Below are 16,418 nucleotides of genomic sequence, written 5' to 3'. Positions count from 1 at the left end.
TGCGGGGCCGATATCGGCTACACGCGGTGACACTGGGCCCGGCAAATGGCCCCGGTGTGCCGTTTAGGGGCCTCGTGGCGCCAGAACCTGTTCCGGTATCGCGATGACCGTGCACCCGCGCCGCCTGTCGGGCCGCCCCGGCCGTCGAACGGTGCGCGGGAGGCGCCCCGGCGCCCGGGAAGCCGGGCGAAGCGGACACCGGGCCGGCAGCGGCAGGGCCGGAACCCGCCTTCCGGCCCCCGCACGCACCCCGGGGGCATCCTTAGTGGTGGAACCGCCACGAAATCGCCGATCGGGGGGCGGTTCCACCACGCTGGACCGCCGATCCCTATCCCGTGTGCCCGGTATGCACCCCCGGAGGGGGTGCCCCGCCGGGCCTGCGCACCGGCCCGGCGGCCGCCACGAGCGCGGGCGGGAACCCGCCCTCCCGGCCGCGCCGCCTTCCCGGACCACGGGGAACCCGCCGCCCTGCAGGCCGGGCCAGGGGACCCGCCCCGCTCGCTCCGTCGCCGCCGATCACGGCGACCACGCACACGCCCGCCACCCGACAACGCTGCCGGAAGGGGGCCGACCTGCTTCGTCGCCGCTGTTCTTCCTTGCGCCCCGGTGGCCCGCCGCCCGGCCGGGGCCCGCGAGCGGGGCACCTGTTCTGTCGTTCCGCCGGATCGTTCTACCTCGGTGACCGGCCGATTCGCGGCTGAGGCATCATGAAGCGGTCCTCGCCTGTCCCGCCGGGTTGGAGCCATCGCATTCATGCCGTCGTTCACCGCCTCCCCCAATGTCCTCTTCGACACGCGGGTGTGTGCCGTCCGGCGGCTCTCGCCCGGGTTCGTGCGGCTCACCCTCACCGGGCCGCACCTCGGGCACTTCGGACCATATGGGCTCGACCAGCGGGTCAAGATCCTCGTGCCCGACGGTCCGGTGCCGGACGTGTTCGATGCGGGGGTCGGGGGCGGCTCCGGCAGCTCCGGTGAATCCGGCGGCGGGCCGCCCACCGAGGCCGAATGGCGGGCGCGCTGGCGCTCGCTCCCCGTCGGGGAGCGGCCCCTCCTGCGCAGTTACACCGTCGCCGGCGTCCGCCCGGCCGACCGGGAGGTGGACATCGACTTCTACCTCCACTCCCGCCCCGGACCGGCCAGTGCACTCGCCGCGTCCGCGATCGGCGGTGAGCGGGTGCTGCTCTCCGGGCCGGACGTCCGCCGCGGCCGCCCCTCCCACGGCATCCAGTGGCGGCCGGGGCCCGCGCAGCGCGTGCTCCTCGCCGGTGACGAGGCCGCCTTCCCCGCGATTCGCAACATCCTCGCCGCCCTTGAGCCGTCCGTCCGCGCCGACGTCATCGTCGAGGCGGCGGACCGCGCGGACGCCGCCGTGGTGGCCGAGGGGGAGGGGGCGCGGCTAGGCACCGCCGCCGAGCCGACCGTGGTGCTCCGCACGCCGGACTCCGGCCACGGCGGCCCGCTGGCCGACGCGGTCGCCGACTGGGCGCGCGAGCACGCCCCCGGCGCGGCGGCCCTCGGCTCCGGCTTCTACGCCTGGACGGCCGCCGAGAGCACCCGCGTCGCGCGGATGCGGGACCTGCTGCGCGGTGCGGGCATCGCCCCCGACCGCGTCCACGCCCAGGGCTACTGGAATGCCAGGGGCCGCACCGGCGAGCGGCGCGACGCGGCCGGGGCCGCAGGGCCGGGCGCCGTCGATTCGGGGACACCTAGACCAGTGGGCTCCGGATCGGGGGCCTAGACGGCGGCGGGGCGGAGGGAGCGAGCGGCGACCCGGAGGCGGAGGTTCCGACGTGTGATCCGGTCGTCACCGCATTCGACCAGGCAGGGGGCTGGACAGGATGAGGTGAGCCTTTGCTAAGTTAGGGTCCGCTTAATTGGCCGGACCCGGCCACCCCCGTACCGGCGGATTGGATCCCCCATGCCCCAGACCACCCGTGGCCGCACCGTGCCGCGCCTGCTCCCCATCGCCCTCCCGGCCGCCGCCGTGCTCGCCGTGTCCGCGTGCGGAGGCGGCGCCGACTCCGGCGGCTCCGGCGGATCCGGGGACGCCTCCGGCGAGACCCGCACCGTCGAGCACGCCCGGGGCACGACCGAGGTCCCCGCCGACCCGCAGAAGGTCGTCGTCCTCGAACCGGTCCAGCTCGACACCTCGGTCGCCCTGGGCACGATCCCGGTCGGCGCAGCGCTCTTCGACGAGGCCGCCGGGGTCCCCGACTACCTCGGCGAGGAGGCCGCCGACGTGCAGGGCGTGGGCACCGTGCCCGAGCCGAACATCGAGGAGATCGCCGCCCTGGAGCCCGACCTCATCATCGGGACCGAGGCGCGCCACTCCGCCCTCCACGACAAGCTGTCCGACGTCGCGCCCACGGTCTTCATGGAGACCCAGACCGACCCGTGGCAGGAGAACGTCGACCTCGTCGCCAGCGCCCTCGGCAAGGAGGACGAGGCCGAGGAGCTGCTCGGCGACTACGAGGCGCGCTGCGACGAGATCGCCGAGAAGTACGGAACCGAGGGTTCGACCGCCCAGCTCATCCGCCCCCGCGACGACGTGCTCACCCTCTACGGGCCCACCTCCTTCGCCGGGAGCACCCTGGAGTGCGCCGGTTTCACCACCCCCGAGCACGAGTGGGAGGACATCTCCCTGGACATCTCCCCCGAGAAGGTGCTCGACGCCGAGGCCGACCTGGTCCTGGTCACCGCCGACGACCCGTCCGACCCCGAGGCCGTGCCGCCGTCGGTCCGCGACAACGAGGACGAGTTCCCCGAGCTGTACACGGTGGAGGACTCGTTCTGGATCGCCGGTGTCGGCCCCAAGGGCGGCATGACGGTCCTCGACGACCTCGACCGCATCCTGGACGAGTCCGACGCCTTCGAGGCTTCGGAGTAGGCTCCACGCGGCGCGCCGGACCCCCGGCGCGCCGCGGCGGGACCGGATCGGAACGGGGGCGCGGGTGGCAGGACGAGCGGTCACAGGGGAGAAGGCGGCGCCCTCCCCTGCCCGGCCCATGCGCGCACGCGCCCCGGTGTGGGTGGTCGGCGGCCTTCTGGCATTGGCCGCCGCCGTCCTGCTGTCCCTGCTGGTCGGCGCCAACCCCCAGCCCCCGTCGGCGGTGCTGGACGCGCTGTCGGGCGGCGGGGACTCCGAGGCCCGATTCGTGGTGTGGGAGCAGCGGGTGCCGCGCACCGCTGCCGGGCTCGCCGTCGGCGCCGCCCTGGGCACGGCCGGCGCCCTCATCCAGGCCTTCACCCGCAACCCGCTCGCCGACCCCGGCATCCTCGGGGTGAACTCGGGCGCCGCGTTCGCCGTCGCGATCGGCATCGCCTTCCTCGGGGTGACCACCCCCGCCGGGTACGTCTGGCTGGCCTGCGCGGGCGCCCTGGTGCTCACCGTCGTGGTCTACGCCGTCGGCGCCGCCGGGGGACCGGCGGCCGGGCCGGTGCGGCTGACGGTGACCGGGGTCGCGCTCGGCGCCGTCTTCTCCGGGCTGACCACCGGCCTGATGCTCACCCGCCCCGCCGCCTTCGACCGGATGCGCGGCTGGAACGCCGGGAGCCTGCTGGAGCGCGGCTCCGACGTGCTGCTGCCGGTGCTCCCGCTGCTGGCGGTCGGGCTCGTGCTCGCCGCCGCCGTGGCGCCGGGGCTGAACGCCATCGCACTGGGCACCGACGTGGCCCGGGCGCAGGGCGTGCACGTGGGCCGGGTGCGCACGGCCGTCCTGGCCGCCGTGACACTGCTCGCCGGGGGCGCCACCGCGGTCGCCGGGCCGATCGCGTTCGTGGGGCTGATGGTCCCGCACGTGGTGCGCTGGACGGTCGGCCCCGACCAGCGCCGCATCCTGCTCGGCACGCTCATCGCCTCCCCGGTACTGGTGCTGCTGTCGGACGTGCTCGGCCGGGTCGCGGTGCTGCCGAGCGAGATGCCGGTCGGCGTGGTGACCGCGTTCGTGGGCGCGCCGGTGCTCATCGCACTGGTGCGGCGACCGAAGGCGAGCGGCCTGTGAGCACCCCCCGGACACCTTCCGCCCCGGAGCGGTCCGCGGCCCCGGGCCGCCGCTTCGTGCACCGGCCCGCCGTCGACGGCGGGCGGCGGCGCGTCGTCGTCGGCCCCGAACGGGCCAACGTGGTGGTGCGGCAGCGCACGGCCGCCGTGGTGCTGGCCGCCGTCGGCGCGGTCGCCGTCCTCGGGCTGCTCGCCCTGGCCCTGGGCGACTACCCGCTCAGCCCCTCCCAGGTGGTCGCGGTACTCACCGGCCGCACCGACGGCTTCGAGCGCGTCGTGGTCGTCGAGTGGCGCCTCCCCCGCGCGTTGGCGGCGGCGGTGTTCGGCGCCGCGCTCGCTGTGGCGGGCGGGGTGTTCCAGACGCTGACGCGCAACCCGCTGGCCAGCCCGGACATCGTCGGCCTGGCGAACGGGTCGTTCACCGGCATGCTGGTGGCGCTGCTGTTCCTGGGCGGGGGCTGGACCCTGCTGACGGCGGGGTCGCTGGCCGGGGGCCTGGCCGCCGCGGTCGCCATCTACCTGCTGGCCTACCGGGGCGGGATCAAGGGCTTCCGCTTCATCGTGGTGGGCATCGGCGTCTCGGCCATGCTGGCGTCGGTGAACACCTGGCTGATCCTGCGGGCGGACGTGGAGACCGCCCTGTTCGCCTCCGCATGGGGCGCGGGGACGCTGAACAACGTCACCGCCCAGACCGCCTACCCGGCCGCCGCCGCGGCCGCCGTGCTGATGGCGGTGCTGCCGCTGGCCGCCCCGGCGCTGCGCCAGATGGACCTGGGCGACGACATGGCGCAGGCGACCGGCGTGCGCGTGGGACGGGCCCGCACCGCGGCGATCGCGGTGGCGGTCGCCCTGGTGAGCGTGGTGACGGCGGTGGCGGGGCCGATCGCGTTCGTGTCCCTGGCCGCACCGCAGATCGCCCGGAGGATCGCCGGGGCCCCGGGCATCCCCTTGGTGGCCACGGCCGCCTTCGGCGCCGGGCTGCTGCTGGCCTCGGACCTGATCGCCCAGCACGTGGTCCCGCTGACGATCCCGGTCGGCGTGGTCACCGTGGTCTTCGGCGGCGGCTACCTGGTGTGGCTCCTCATCCACGAGGCCCGCAAGGGCCGCTGACGGGGGCGGCGGCCCCGCGGCGATTCGGCGACGTGCCGCTTCGTCCGCATGTCGACTCGGTGTCCCGGGTGGTCCGGGCGGCCGCCGTCACAGGGACGCGTTCGGAACCCCGTTTCGGCCTCCCCGGACGGGGGACGTTCCGGGCGTTCCCGGCACCGTACCGATGGAGGACCCCCCGATGGCGCCCGTCACCGACCGCGTCCTGTTCAAGGTCGTCCACAACCTCTCGGTCGAGAAGGCCGGGATCAACCTGACCCGCCACACGAACCGGGAGACCCTGCACGTCGTCGCCCGCCCGGCGCGCGGCCACGCTGACGTCCTGGTGCGGTGCGGACAATGCGGACGCACCGAGCGCCACCGGATCCTCGACCAGGAGGGGACACGGGCCCTGCGCCGGGCCTCGGCGAAGAAGTGGGGCGGGATCGCGGCCGGTGTCGCGGCGGCCGAGGCACTGCTGATCTTCACCGGTGCGGCGGGGAGCTTCCCCGGCGCCCTGCTGGTCTTCCTCGGCCTCGTCGGGCTCCTGGTCACCACGGTGATGGCCGTGGCCGGACCGCGCGACCTGCACGGGACCACCCGGATCGACGAGGACGGGAACCCCTGGCAGCCCACCGCCACCAAGGAGGAGCAGAAGAAGGCCCTCAACGAGCGGGTGCCCGAGGGGGCCGGTGCCTTCTGCATGGTCATGGTGGAAGGGGTGGTCGATGGGGAGGACCGGAGGAATCAGCCGGGGCGGCGGCCCGTGGACGGTCCGGACAGCCTCCCCGGCTGATCTCAGGCGGGGCTCAGACCCGCCCGGCGGGGGCCGCGGGGGCCGTTCCCAGAACCGCGCCCGCCATGGCCTCGTGGCCCGCGGCGTTCGGGTGGACGGGGGCGGCGTCGACCGCGTTCAGCGGCTCCATCCACCGCACGTCCTCCGGCTGGCACAGGTCGTGGCCGATGGATCCGGTGTAGGTGTCCACGTATTCGGCGCCGTGCGCCTGGGCACGCTCGGCGAGCATGTCGTTCAGGCTCTTCTGGGTGTCGCGCAGCCAGGGCGCGTCCCCGGCGGCGATGGGGACGGTGCCGTGGCAGTTGGACCCGTCGTCGGGCATGATCACCGGGTAGCCGAGGAGCAGCACGCGCGCGTTCGGCGACCGCTCGGCGATCCCCTCCAGCACCCCGTCGATCTTCGGTGCCGTCTCCTCGATGCGCTCCTGCAGCTCGTCACTGCCGCCCGAGGTGAAGCTGTTCTTGCAGGGCCGGCCGTGCGGGTCGAACACGCCCAGGATCGCGCACCGGGTGACGATGTCGGCGAAGCCCATGTCGTTGCCGCCGACCTGCAGGGTGACCAGGTCGGTGCCCTCCTCCAGGGCGTCGAACTGCGGCGGGTTGGAGCCCTGCGGCTCGGTCATGTGCTCGGTGGTGGCGCCGCCGCAGCTGATGTCGGTGAAGGAGTCCGGGGACAGGTCGGCGGAGACCAGGGCGGGGTAGTTGCGGTCGGAGCGGCCGCACTCGGCGTCGACCTGGTCGGGGATGCCGACGCCGGAGGTGAAGGAGTCGCCCAGCGCGGCGTAGTCCGCCACAGCCGCCTCGGCGGGGGCGGGGGCCGCCGATGCGGGGGCGGCGCCCAGCAGTGGGGCGGCCAGGGCCGCGGCGGCGACGGGGACGGCGGCCAGGGAGAGCCGTCGGGCACGGGGGGATGGGGGCATGGCGCGACCTCGCGTGGTGTCCGGGGCGGCCGGGCACAGGGGGACCCGGGCCGCGGGGTGCGGGGGAGTCGGTGGACACGTGGGAGGCTGCGCGCAGCGGACGGAGCGGACGTCCGCGAAAAACCCTTACCGGTGAGTAATCCTCACCGCGGCGCAACAGGCGCGTCAATCCCCGCGGCGGGCCCATTTCCGGGCGCCCGCCCCCGCCCCGGCCGGGAGGGCGGGGTCCCGGAGGGCGCGTCCGCGGCGCGGCCCGGAGAGGTAGGGCCGCGGCGCGGATCAGGCCAGGTTGTTCAGCGCCTGGCGGGCCAGCTCGGGCATGAGCTGAGCGGTCGGCCCCCACGCCAGCGTGGGTGCGCCCGTGCCGCCCGCCCGGGGCTGGATCTCCCGTTCCACGGTGACGACCGTGTTCTCCAGGCGGGTGAAGGCCATGCCCTGGTAGGTGCCCTCCCCGTTGTCGACCAGGACCACCGCGCTCTCGTCGCCGACGCCGGGGTCCTCCTGCCGCACCACCTCGCCGAGGATGCCCGTCTGGTCTTCGGCCGCCGCATCGTAGACGGCGGCGGCGAGGTCCGGTGTGTCCGCGGACTCGTACCGGATCCGGAGCACGTGGAACGAGCCGTCATCGGCGAGCTGCTGCCACATGCAGCTCTTGCTGGGGGCCGTCCCCTCGGAGGACTCGGAGCGGGTGGGCTCGTCGCCCATCCCGAGGCCGCCGAGGGTCTGCGGGCCGACACCGGTGCAGGCGTCGGCGGGCAGCCGGTAGGGGCCGGGGCCGACGGCCACCTGGGTCGGGGTGTCCGGCCCGGTGTAGGCGGCGACCCCCTCGTACGGGTCGGGCGCGGACTCCTCGCCGGTATCCGCGCCGGAGCCGCCGTCCGCACCGGGGCCGTCGTCCGCACCGTCCGCGGCGCCGTCCTCCCGGCCGCCGCTCCCGGTGCCGGTGCCGCTTTCGGCCCCGGCCTCCCCGGCGGCGCCCCCGCCGGTGGCACTCTCCTCGCCGTCCCCGGCGACCCCCGTCACCACGACGACCCCCGTGACGACCACCAGGGCCAGCATGAACGCGCCCGCCCCCAGGGCGGCCCACCGGCCCGCACCGCTCGGCCGCGAGGCCGGGGGCGGCTGCACCGCCTCAGGAGGGGGAGGCGGCGCTGTCAAGGGCGGCCCCGGCGGTCCCGGGGGTGGCGGAGACTTCTGCATCGACACCGATTCCTCTCCTCACCGGATGCGGAACGCACCATAGCGGTCCCACTCTGATCGATCGATGCACAAGGTGGCGAATCGATCCGTCGGTGAATCGACCCGTCGACACCCCCGTCCGGTTCCCGGTCGCGCGGACCGGACCGCCGGATTCCGGGGGCGGGGTGCGGAGAAGGGCCGCCCGGTGCCGCCGGTCGGCTCCGGGCGCGCAGGGGCGGCGGAACCGGCCCGGGGGACCGGCGCCTCAGCGGTCGCGGGACAGTTCGGAGAGCTTCTCCATGCAGTGGACCAGGCTCTCCAGCACCAGCGCCCGCTGGGCCGGGGACAGGTCGCCGAGGATCTCGTCCTCCAGCTCGTCCACCGATTCCTGGGCGCGGGCCAGCACCTCGGCGCCCTCGCGGGTGAGGACCGTGCGGCGGACGCGGCCGTGGTCCGGGTCGGACGTGCGCTCCACCAGGCCGCGCTGCTCCAGGGAGCCCAGCACCTGGTTCATCGACTGCGGCGTCACCATCGACCGCCGTGCGAGCTGGGCGTTGGACAGGCCCGTGCGGCGGGCCAGGACCGACAGCACCGTCAGCTCCGGGACGCTCAGCCCGTGCGGGCGCAGCCGCCGGTTGAGCTCCCGGCGGATCCCCTGGTCCACGCGGCCGGCGACGTAGGTGAACGACGGGGGCGCCGCGGGGGCGGCCGGCACGGTCGTCTCGGGGGTCGCTGCTGTGGATTCCCTAGGTGGCACGGGCGCAGTCTAGCAGAATCGCATTCCAAGGCTTGTCAGGAAACCTGATGTCTCCCTACACTCGTGCCGCGCCTGCGCCGCTCGCCGGGAAATGGACTGCCATATGCAGGTGAGAGGTGGATATCAATGCGTCCGTCCTCGCCGCTCTGTCCGGTCGCATGCCCTTCTCTTTATAACAAGCTTCCTGATGCATTGGTGAGGGCGTCCGCCTCCAGGCCGCCGCCGCTTCCGACGGATGGACCGGGACGTCGACCGGTCGATGAATCGACAGATCCGCAGGTCCCCTCAGCACACCCCCTCAGAGGGAGGACGACACATGGACGCCGAACACATCCGGATCCAGCACACGGGACCGGCCCCCGTCCCTGACGCCGCCACCCAGTACATGGTTCCGATGCGCGACCGCGTGCGCCTGGCGACCGACGTCTACCTGACGGGCGACGGCTCCCCCGGGCCGGTCGTCCTCATCCGGCTCCCCTACGACAAGGACGGCCCTTTCATCTCCCTCCCCGAGATCGCCGCCTACATGGTCGGGCGCGGCTACCACGTGGTGGCGCAGGACGTGCGCGGCAAGTTCCGCTCCGAGGGTGAGACGCTGCTCTTCGTCCACGAGGCCGCGGACGGCCACGACACCATCGACTGGATCGCCGGGCAACCGTGGTGCGACGGCACCGTGGCCATGTGGGGCGACTCCTACTACGGGTACACCCAGTGGGCCGCCGCCTCGACCGGCCATCCGGCGCTCAGGGCCATCGCCCCCCGGGTGACCGGCACCCGCCTGGGCTCACTGCCCGAACCGGTCGGCGAGGACGGCGCCATGGAGGTGGAGATGAGCATCCACCGCATGTACCCGGTGACCTTCTTCCACGACAACGACGTCCATCTCTGGACGCCGGACTGGTCGCACCGCCCCTACATCGACAACGTGGAGCGCTTCTTCGCGCAGATGGGCGCCAGGTCGATCTCGTTCGACCTGTGGCACCCGGACAACCCGGTGTTCCTGCAGCGCTTCCCGTACGGCCACCCCTACGACGCCCGCCCCCTCCCGGTCCTGCACCAGATGGGCTGGTGGGACAACTGCGCGCCATGGCACTGGCAGGACGTCTTCGCCCTGGCCGATCGGCCGGGATGGGCGCAGGGGCAGTACCTGTTCATCGACTCCATCGACCACGTCAACGTCGGCCTGTCGGAGGCCGGAGGCCGGAGGGAGCGCACGGCCGAGGAGTTCCGCGCGTTCCTGCCGGAGTACCTCGAACCCGCCCTGGAGTTCTTCGACGTCTTCGTCAAGGGGCAGGGGTCGGCTGCCGACATCCCCAGGGTCCGGTGGAACCTGGCCCATACCGAGGGCTTCCGGACGAGTGCGAGCTGGCCGCCCGAGGGGCTGTCCCCGCTCACCCTCGCCCTGTCCCCCGAAGGGCGGCTGGTCCCCGGGGACGGCCCCGGCGCGGAGGCGGTGCCCGGCACCGTCGTGGAGTGGACCCACGACCCCGACGACCTGGTGCCCTCCCCGGTCACGGACCCGTTCGCCGCTTTGCGCGAGTACCCCGACGAGCGCGCATGGGCGGACCGCCCCGACGTGCTCGCCTTCGACGGCCCGGAGGCCGGGGACGACACCGACTACGCGGGGCCGGTGCGCTTCACCGGCGAGGTCGGCAGCACCGGCCCGAGGATGGACGTGTTCGTCCGGCTGCTCGACGTCGCCCCGGACGGCGCCGCCCACCTGGTGGCGCGCGGCCAGGTCCACCTGCCCGACACCGCGGGCGGCCGCCGCGTCGACGTGGACATGGGCCAGATCGGCTACCGGCTGCGCGCCGGGCACCGGTTCCGTGTGCACGTGGCCTCCAGTGACTTCCCCGAGTTCATGCCGCAGCCCGGAAACGGGCTGCACCCGTGGACGGCCGCGACATCGGAGAAGAACCACCAGACCCTGCGGCTCGGCGGCGCCGACGGGGCGCGTGTGCACCTGAACCGCCTGCCGGAGGCGCCCGGCGAAGGGGGGACCGCCCGGCTCGGCGGAACCGGAGAGTGAGGCGCCGGGCCGGAGCGCCGTTCCTGCGCCGGATCAGGGGGTGAAGGATGATTATGGCAGGTTTCCTGTCTCTCCTGTCAGGGGAACCGCAGTTTTCTCTCCTTCACCCCTTCCTCGTATATCAGGTAAATTGATATTGTTCTGGCGTGGATGAGAACTACCCCCCTCTCACGCACCCGCCCCTCACGCCCGGCGCGGGGATCGGTTCCTGGCCCCGCCGCCGTGCCCGTATCTCGCCCGGTGCCGTCGCCCTCCGCCAGGGCGGGCGGGCACTCACCTACCGGGAACTGGCCGACCGCACCGACCGCCTGGCGGAGGTGCTGGCCGGGCTCGGCGTGCGGCACGGCGACCGCGTCGCCTACCTCGGGCTCAACGACACCGCCACGTTCGAGACGATGTTCGCCGCCCAACGCGCGGGGGCGGTCTTCGTGCCGCTCAACCACCGGCTGGCCGCGGCGGAGCTGGACTACATGCTCGCCGACAGCGGGGCATCGGTCCTGGTCGTCGGCCCCGGCGGCGAGGAACCGGACGAGCGCCTGCGCGCGCTCGCCTCCCCGCACCGGGAACTGCGCCACCACCTCTCCTACGACGAGCTGGCAGGGGAAGGGCACGCGCAGGCCGCGGCCCCGTCCCCGTCGGCGTCCGAGGCCGGGTCCGACGCGGCCCCGCGCGAAGCGGTGTCCATGGACGACCCCGCGCTGTTCCTCTACACGTCGGGCACCACGGGCCGCCCCAAGGCGGCGGTCCTCACCCACGCCAACCTGACCTGGAACACCGTCAACCAGCTCGTCCACCTGGACTTCACCAGCACCGACCTCGGGCTCTGCATCGCGCCCCTGTTCCACGCGGTGGGCCTGGGCCAGATCTCCCTCCCGCTGCTCCTCAAGGGCGGAACGGTCGAGGTGGTCCCGCGCTTCGACCCGGCGGCCGTCCTGTCCCTCATCGAAGAGCGCCGGGCCACGTGCTTCTCCTGCGTGCCCACGATGATGCGGATGATGGCCGAGGACCCCGGCTGGTCCGAAGCCGACCTGTCCTCGCTGCGGCTGGTCCTCTACGGGGGCTCGCCGATGCCCGCCCATGTCGCCGCCCGATGGCGGCGGCGCGGGGTTCCCGTCCACCAGGGGTACGGGATGACCGAGGCGGCCCCCGGGGTGTCCATGGAGGCCGCGCTCCCCGACGGCGCCCCGTCCGCGGGCGCTCCGCACTTCTTCACCGACACCGCCCTCCTCGGGCCGGACGGGCGCCCGGCCCCGGCCGACGGCGGTGGGACCGGGGAGCTGCTGGTCCGCGGGCCGAACGTGTTCCCCGGCTACTGGAACCGGCCGGTGGAGGAGGCCGGGTTCCTCACCGACGGCGGCGCCCCGGGCGGGCCCGGCGACTGGTTCCGCACGGGCGACGCGGTGCGGGCGGGCGACGGCCTGCTGCACGTGGTCGACCGGGTCAAGGACGTGTACATCTCCGGCGGGGAGAACGTCTACCCCGCCGAGGTCGAAGCGGTGCTGAGCGAACTGCCCCAGGTGGCAGCGGCGGCGGTCGTCGGCCGCCCGGACGAGCGCTGGGGCGAGGCCGGGGTCGCCTTCATCGAGGCCGCCCCCGGGGTGGCGGCCGACCCCGCGCCGATCCGGGAGCACCTGGAGGCCCGGCTGGCCCGCTTCAAGCTCCCCAAAGAGGTCGTGTTCGTCGACGAGCTCCCGCGCACCGCCTCCGGCAAGGTCCTGCGGCACCGGCTGCGGGCCCGCGCGGGCGGCTCCGCCGGGGGGCCGGCGCCGGCCGCTCCCGCCCCCGCCCTGCCCGGGTCGCTGGAGGTTGAGCGCCGCGGTGCGGTCGCCGTGCTGCGGCTGTGCCGTGCGGCCAAGCGCAACGCGCTGGACGACGCCACCGTCACCGGGATCGGCCGGTTCTTCGCCGAGCCGCCCGCCTGGGCGCGCGCGGCGGTGCTGGACGCCGAGGGCGGCCACTTCTGCGCCGGGCTGGACCTGTCCGAGCTGGGCGGCCGCGACGTCGAGGGCGCCCTGCGGCACTCGCGCATGTGGCACAGGGCGTTCGCGTCGGTGGAGCGGGGCGGGCTGCCGGTGGTGGCCGCGCTCAAGGGCGCGGTGGTCGGCGGCGGAATGGAACTGGCCGCCGCCGCGCACATCCGGGTGGCCGACCGCACCGCCTTCTACGCCCTCCCGGAGGGGCAGCGGGGCCTGTTCGTCGGCGGCGGCGGGTCGGTTCGGCTGCCCCGGCTGATCGGTGCGCACCGGATGGCCGACCTGATGCTCACCGGGCGGGTGCTGGACGCCGAGGAGGGCGCGGCGGCCGGGCTGACGCAGTACCTGGAGCCGGAGGGCGGGGCGCTGGAGCGCGCCGTCGCGCTGGCCGAGGCGGCCGCCGCCAACGCCCCGCTCACCAACTTCGCCGTGGTCGAGGCGCTGCCCCGGATCGCCGAGGCCGCCCCCGAGCTGGGGTACCTCACCGAGGCGCTGATGGCCTCGGCCGCGTCGAGCAGCGCCGAGGCGCAGCGCCGGATGGAGGACTTCCTGCGCAAGCGCGCGGCCAAGGTCCAGCGGAACGCGCGGACGAAGGGAGAGGACGAGTGACCGCGACCGGACGCGTGCTGCGCGCACCGCGCGAGGACTGGAAGACCACGACCCGGATCGGCTCCTTCGCACACCGCGCCGAGGAGGCCCACGGGCTGCGCATCGACGGCTACCCGGAGCTGTGGCACTGGTCGGTGGACCGGCCCTCCGAGTTCTGGGCGCAGGTCTGGGACCACTTCGGCGTGCGCAGCACGACCGACCCGGGGCCCGCCCTGGCGGAGGAGGCCATGCCCGGCGCCCGCTGGTTCCCCGGGGCGCGCATCAACTACGCCCGCCACCTGCTGGAGGACGCCGACCCCGCGCGGCAGCGCGACGGGGACACCGCCCTGTTCGCCTACTCGCAGACGCGGGACGAGATCCGTATCGGCTTCGGTGAGCTGCGGGAGAAGGTCGCGCATGCGCGCGCGGGGCTGCGGCGCCTCGGCGTCCGCGAAGGCGACCGCGTCGTCGGCTATCTGCCCTCCGTCCCCGAGGCGGTCGTGGCGTTCCTGGCGACGGCGTCCCTGGGGGCGGTGTGGGCCTCGTGCGCCCCGGAGTTCGGCGCGCGCGGGGTCCTGGACCGTTTCGGGCAGCTGGAGCCGACCGTGCTCATCGGCGTGAGCGGGTACAGGTACGGCACGAAGCGGATCGACCGCTCCGCGGAACTGGCGGCGATCGCGGCCGGGCTGCCCGGTCTCCGCGCCGCCGTGCACGTGCCCTACGGGGAGTTCGACCGGCCCCCCGCAGCGCCGCCCGGAGTGCCGCCCGCACGCGCGGACGGGTCGGCGCGGCCGGACTGGACGGACTGGTCGGAGCTCACCGCCTCCCCGGATCCGGCCGCCCCCGCGTACACGGACGTGCCCTTCGACCATCCCCTCTTCGTCCTGTTCTCCTCCGGCACCACCGGGGCGCCCAAGCCGATCGTGCACGGGCACGGCGGCATCCTCGTGGAGCACCTGAAGAACCACGCGCTCAGCTGGGACCTGGGGCCGGGTGACCGCCTGCTCTGGTACACCACCACCGCCTGGATGATGTGGAACGCCCTCGTGTCGGCCCTGCTGGTGCGCGCCGGTGCGGTCCTGATCGACGGTGACCCGCTGCGCCCCGACCCCGAGCTGCAATGGCGGCTGGCCGCGCGGACGCGCGCCACGGTGGTCGGCGCCAGCCCCGGCTACCTGATGCGGTGCCGCGCCGACGGGCGGGACCCGGCGGGCGCGCACGACCTGTCGTCGGTGCGGCAGATCGCGGCGGCGGGCTCCCCGCTGCCGCCCGAGGGGTACCGGTGGGTGCTCGACCGCTTCCCGGACGCGCTGCTCAACGTGGGCAGCGGCGGCACCGACGTGTGCACCGGACTGGTGCAGGGCGGGCCCGCCCAGCCGGTGCGGGAGGGGGCGATCGCCGGGCCGTGCCTGGGGGTGCGCGCCGAGGCCTGGGACGACCGGGGGCGCCGGGTCACCGGGGAACTGGGCGAACTGGTGGTCACCCGCCCCATGCCGTCGATGCCGGTGGGGTTCTGGGGCGACGACGGGACCCGCTACCGGGACGCCTACTTCGCGCACTACCCCGGTGTGTGGCGGCACGGCGACTGGGTCCGCTTCGACGCCGACGGCGGCTGCACGGTGGCCGGGCGCTCGGACGCCACCCTCAACCGCGGCGGGGTCCGGTTGGGCACGGCCGAGTTCTACGGCGTGGTGGAGGAGCTGGACGGGGTCGAGGACAGTCTGGTCGTGCACCTGGAGGACGGTCCCGGTGGCGGTGGCGGCGGCATGGGGCGCCTGATCCTGTTCGTCGTCGTGCGTACGCCGCTGGACGAGGACGGGCGCGCCCGGATCACCGCGGCGGTCCGTGCGGCGCTGTCCCCGCGCCACGTGCCCGATGAGGTGGTGGAGGTTCCGGCCGTCCCGCGCAACCGGACCGGAAAGAAGCTGGAGGTCCCGGTGAAACGGATGCTCCAGGGGCATCCGCGCGCCGAAGCCGCACCGCCGGGCGTGGCGGCGGACGAGGCGGCGCTGGACCCCTTCGAGGAGATGGCGCGGTCCGAGGAGATGGCACGGGCCGAGGGGAGGTCGGCCGGGTGAGTTTCACGGGAAACATTGGGAGCGCGGCGGGACGAAACGGGCAGCGGGCCGACGGGCACGTCCTCCTGGTCGGCGGCGGGGTCATCGGCAAGGGCTGGGCCGTGCAGCTCCTCGCGCACGGGCACCGCGTCGTCCTGGCCGATCCGGCGGTCGGCGCGGACGAGGTCGCCCGGCACGTCCGGCAGAACCGACACGCCGTCGAGAGCCTGGGCGGCGACCTGGACGGCTGGGAGTCGCGCCTGCACGTCGTCCACGACACCGGCGGCGGCCTCGAAGCCGCCCTCGACGGAGCCGTCTGGGTCCAGGAGAGCGGCCCCGAGGACCCCGGATTCAAGTCCCGGCTGGCCGCCTGGCTCGACGAGCGCCTCTCCCCTGAAGTGGTGATCGCGTCCAGCACGTCCGGCACCATGCCGAGCGCGCTCGCCGCCGAGTGCACGAGCGCGCCGGGACGGGTGGTCGTCGGGCACCCGTTCCACCCGGTGCCGGTCATCCCGCTGGTCGAGGTGGTGGGCAACGCGCACACCGCCGACGAGACCGCCGAGCGCGCGTGCGACTTCTACCGGTCGCTGGGCAAGCGGCCGGTGCGCGTGCGGCGGGAGGTCCCCGGCCACCTGGCCAACCGGTTGCAGGCGGCGCTGTGGCGGGAGGCGTACTCGCTCGTCGAGCGGGGCGTGGCGACCGTCGCCGACGTCGACGCCGCGATCACGAACGGCCCCGGGCTCCGGTGGGCCCTGCTGGGGCCACTGCTCGGCCAGCACCTCGGGGGCGGCCCCGGCGGAATGGCGCACACCCTGGAGCACTTGGGGCCGCCCGCCCAGGAGTGGATGGACGACCTGCGGGACGCCCGCCTGAGTCCGGAACTGGTGTCGCTCTTGGTGGACGGGGTGGACCGGGAGGTCGGGGACCGCGGCGCCGACGAACTGTCCGCCGTGCGCGACGCCCTGCTGGTGCGCCTGCTCCAGGACAAGCGCGACGCGGGCCGTTCGCTGCCCTGACCCCCTCCCCGCCCTTCCG

12 protein-coding genes are annotated in these 16,418 nt (G+C 74.7%); 9 read left to right on the top strand and 3 right to left on the bottom strand.

The annotated features are described in order from the left end of the window. Positions 1-753 precede the first annotated feature (753 nt). From D476_RS0115565 to D476_RS0115545, 5 genes are all read left to right on the top strand, one after another. Positions 754-1,737: a siderophore-interacting protein gene (locus D476_RS0115565; RefSeq protein WP_017624870.1), complete on the top strand. Its 984-nt coding sequence runs from the start codon at positions 754-756 to the stop codon at positions 1,735-1,737. Positions 1,738-1,917: 180 nt separating this feature from the next. Beyond that, positions 1,918-2,886: an ABC transporter substrate-binding protein gene (locus tag D476_RS0115560; protein ID WP_017624869.1), complete on the top strand. Its 969-nt coding sequence runs from the start codon at positions 1,918-1,920 to the stop codon at positions 2,884-2,886. Between the two features lie 118 nt (positions 2,887-3,004). Continuing rightward, the gene (locus D476_RS0115555) at positions 3,005-4,000 is read left to right on the top strand and encodes a FecCD family ABC transporter permease (protein WP_017624868.1); all 996 of its coding nucleotides are present in this window, start codon (positions 3,005-3,007) and stop codon (positions 3,998-4,000) included. After that, on the top strand, positions 3,997-5,109 hold the full coding sequence (locus tag D476_RS0115550; RefSeq protein ID WP_017624867.1) for a FecCD family ABC transporter permease: 1,113 nt from the start codon (positions 3,997-3,999) through the stop codon (positions 5,107-5,109). The genes D476_RS0115555 and D476_RS0115550 overlap by 4 nt, the downstream gene beginning before the upstream one ends. Positions 5,110-5,287: 178 nt before the next feature. Then, on the top strand, positions 5,288-5,881 hold the full coding sequence (locus D476_RS0115545; protein ID WP_017624866.1) for a hypothetical protein: 594 nt from the start codon (positions 5,288-5,290) through the stop codon (positions 5,879-5,881). Between the two features lie 13 nt (positions 5,882-5,894). Here the strand turns inward: D476_RS0115545 and D476_RS0115540 are convergent, their stop codons facing one another. The 3 genes from D476_RS0115540 to D476_RS33455 all read right to left on the bottom strand — a co-directional run bounded on the left by D476_RS0115540 (position 5,895) and on the right by D476_RS33455 (position 8,736). Continuing rightward, the gene (locus D476_RS0115540; protein WP_017624865.1) at positions 5,895-6,800 is read right to left on the bottom strand and encodes an SGNH/GDSL hydrolase family protein; all 906 of its coding nucleotides are present in this window, start codon (positions 6,798-6,800) and stop codon (positions 5,895-5,897) included. A 279-nt stretch (positions 6,801-7,079) separates the two neighbouring features. Continuing rightward, positions 7,080-7,928 (bottom strand): hypothetical protein, encoded by an 849-nt coding sequence (locus D476_RS37965; protein ID WP_026123535.1) that lies wholly within the window; start codon positions 7,926-7,928, stop codon positions 7,080-7,082. 316 nt (positions 7,929-8,244) lie between these two features. After that, entirely contained in the window at positions 8,245-8,736 is a 492-nt protein-coding gene (locus D476_RS33455; RefSeq protein ID WP_083939530.1) for a MarR family winged helix-turn-helix transcriptional regulator, read from the bottom strand. A 316-nt stretch (positions 8,737-9,052) separates the two neighbouring features. Here D476_RS33455 and D476_RS33450 point away from each other — a divergent pair, with 316 nt between their 5' ends. The 4 genes from D476_RS33450 to D476_RS0115510 all read left to right on the top strand — a co-directional run bounded on the left by D476_RS33450 (position 9,053) and on the right by D476_RS0115510 (position 16,399). After that, positions 9,053-10,765: a CocE/NonD family hydrolase gene (locus D476_RS33450; protein WP_017624863.1), complete on the top strand. Its 1,713-nt coding sequence runs from the start codon at positions 9,053-9,055 to the stop codon at positions 10,763-10,765. Between the two features lie 146 nt (positions 10,766-10,911). After that, positions 10,912-13,347 (top strand): crotonase/enoyl-CoA hydratase family protein, encoded by a 2,436-nt coding sequence (locus D476_RS33445; protein WP_017624862.1) that lies wholly within the window; start codon positions 10,912-10,914, stop codon positions 13,345-13,347. Then, a complete protein-coding gene (locus tag D476_RS0115515) occupies positions 13,344-15,404 on the top strand; it encodes an acetoacetate--CoA ligase (RefSeq protein WP_017624861.1) in 2,061 nt (686 codons plus the stop codon). Before D476_RS33445 ends, D476_RS0115515 begins: the two co-directional genes overlap by 4 nt. After that, positions 15,401-16,399 carry a 3-hydroxyacyl-CoA dehydrogenase NAD-binding domain-containing protein gene (locus D476_RS0115510; RefSeq protein ID WP_017624860.1) on the top strand — a complete coding sequence of 333 codons (999 nt, stop codon included), beginning with the start codon at positions 15,401-15,403 and terminating at the stop codon, positions 16,397-16,399. Before D476_RS0115515 ends, D476_RS0115510 begins: the two co-directional genes overlap by 4 nt. Positions 16,400-16,418: the final 19 nt, after the last annotated feature.

This window comes from Nocardiopsis chromatogenes YIM 90109 (assembly GCF_000341185.1).
GTDB lineage: Bacteria > Actinomycetota > Actinomycetes > Streptosporangiales > Streptosporangiaceae > Nocardiopsis_A > Nocardiopsis_A chromatogenes.
This window is presented reverse-complemented; position numbering and strand designations above follow the sequence as displayed.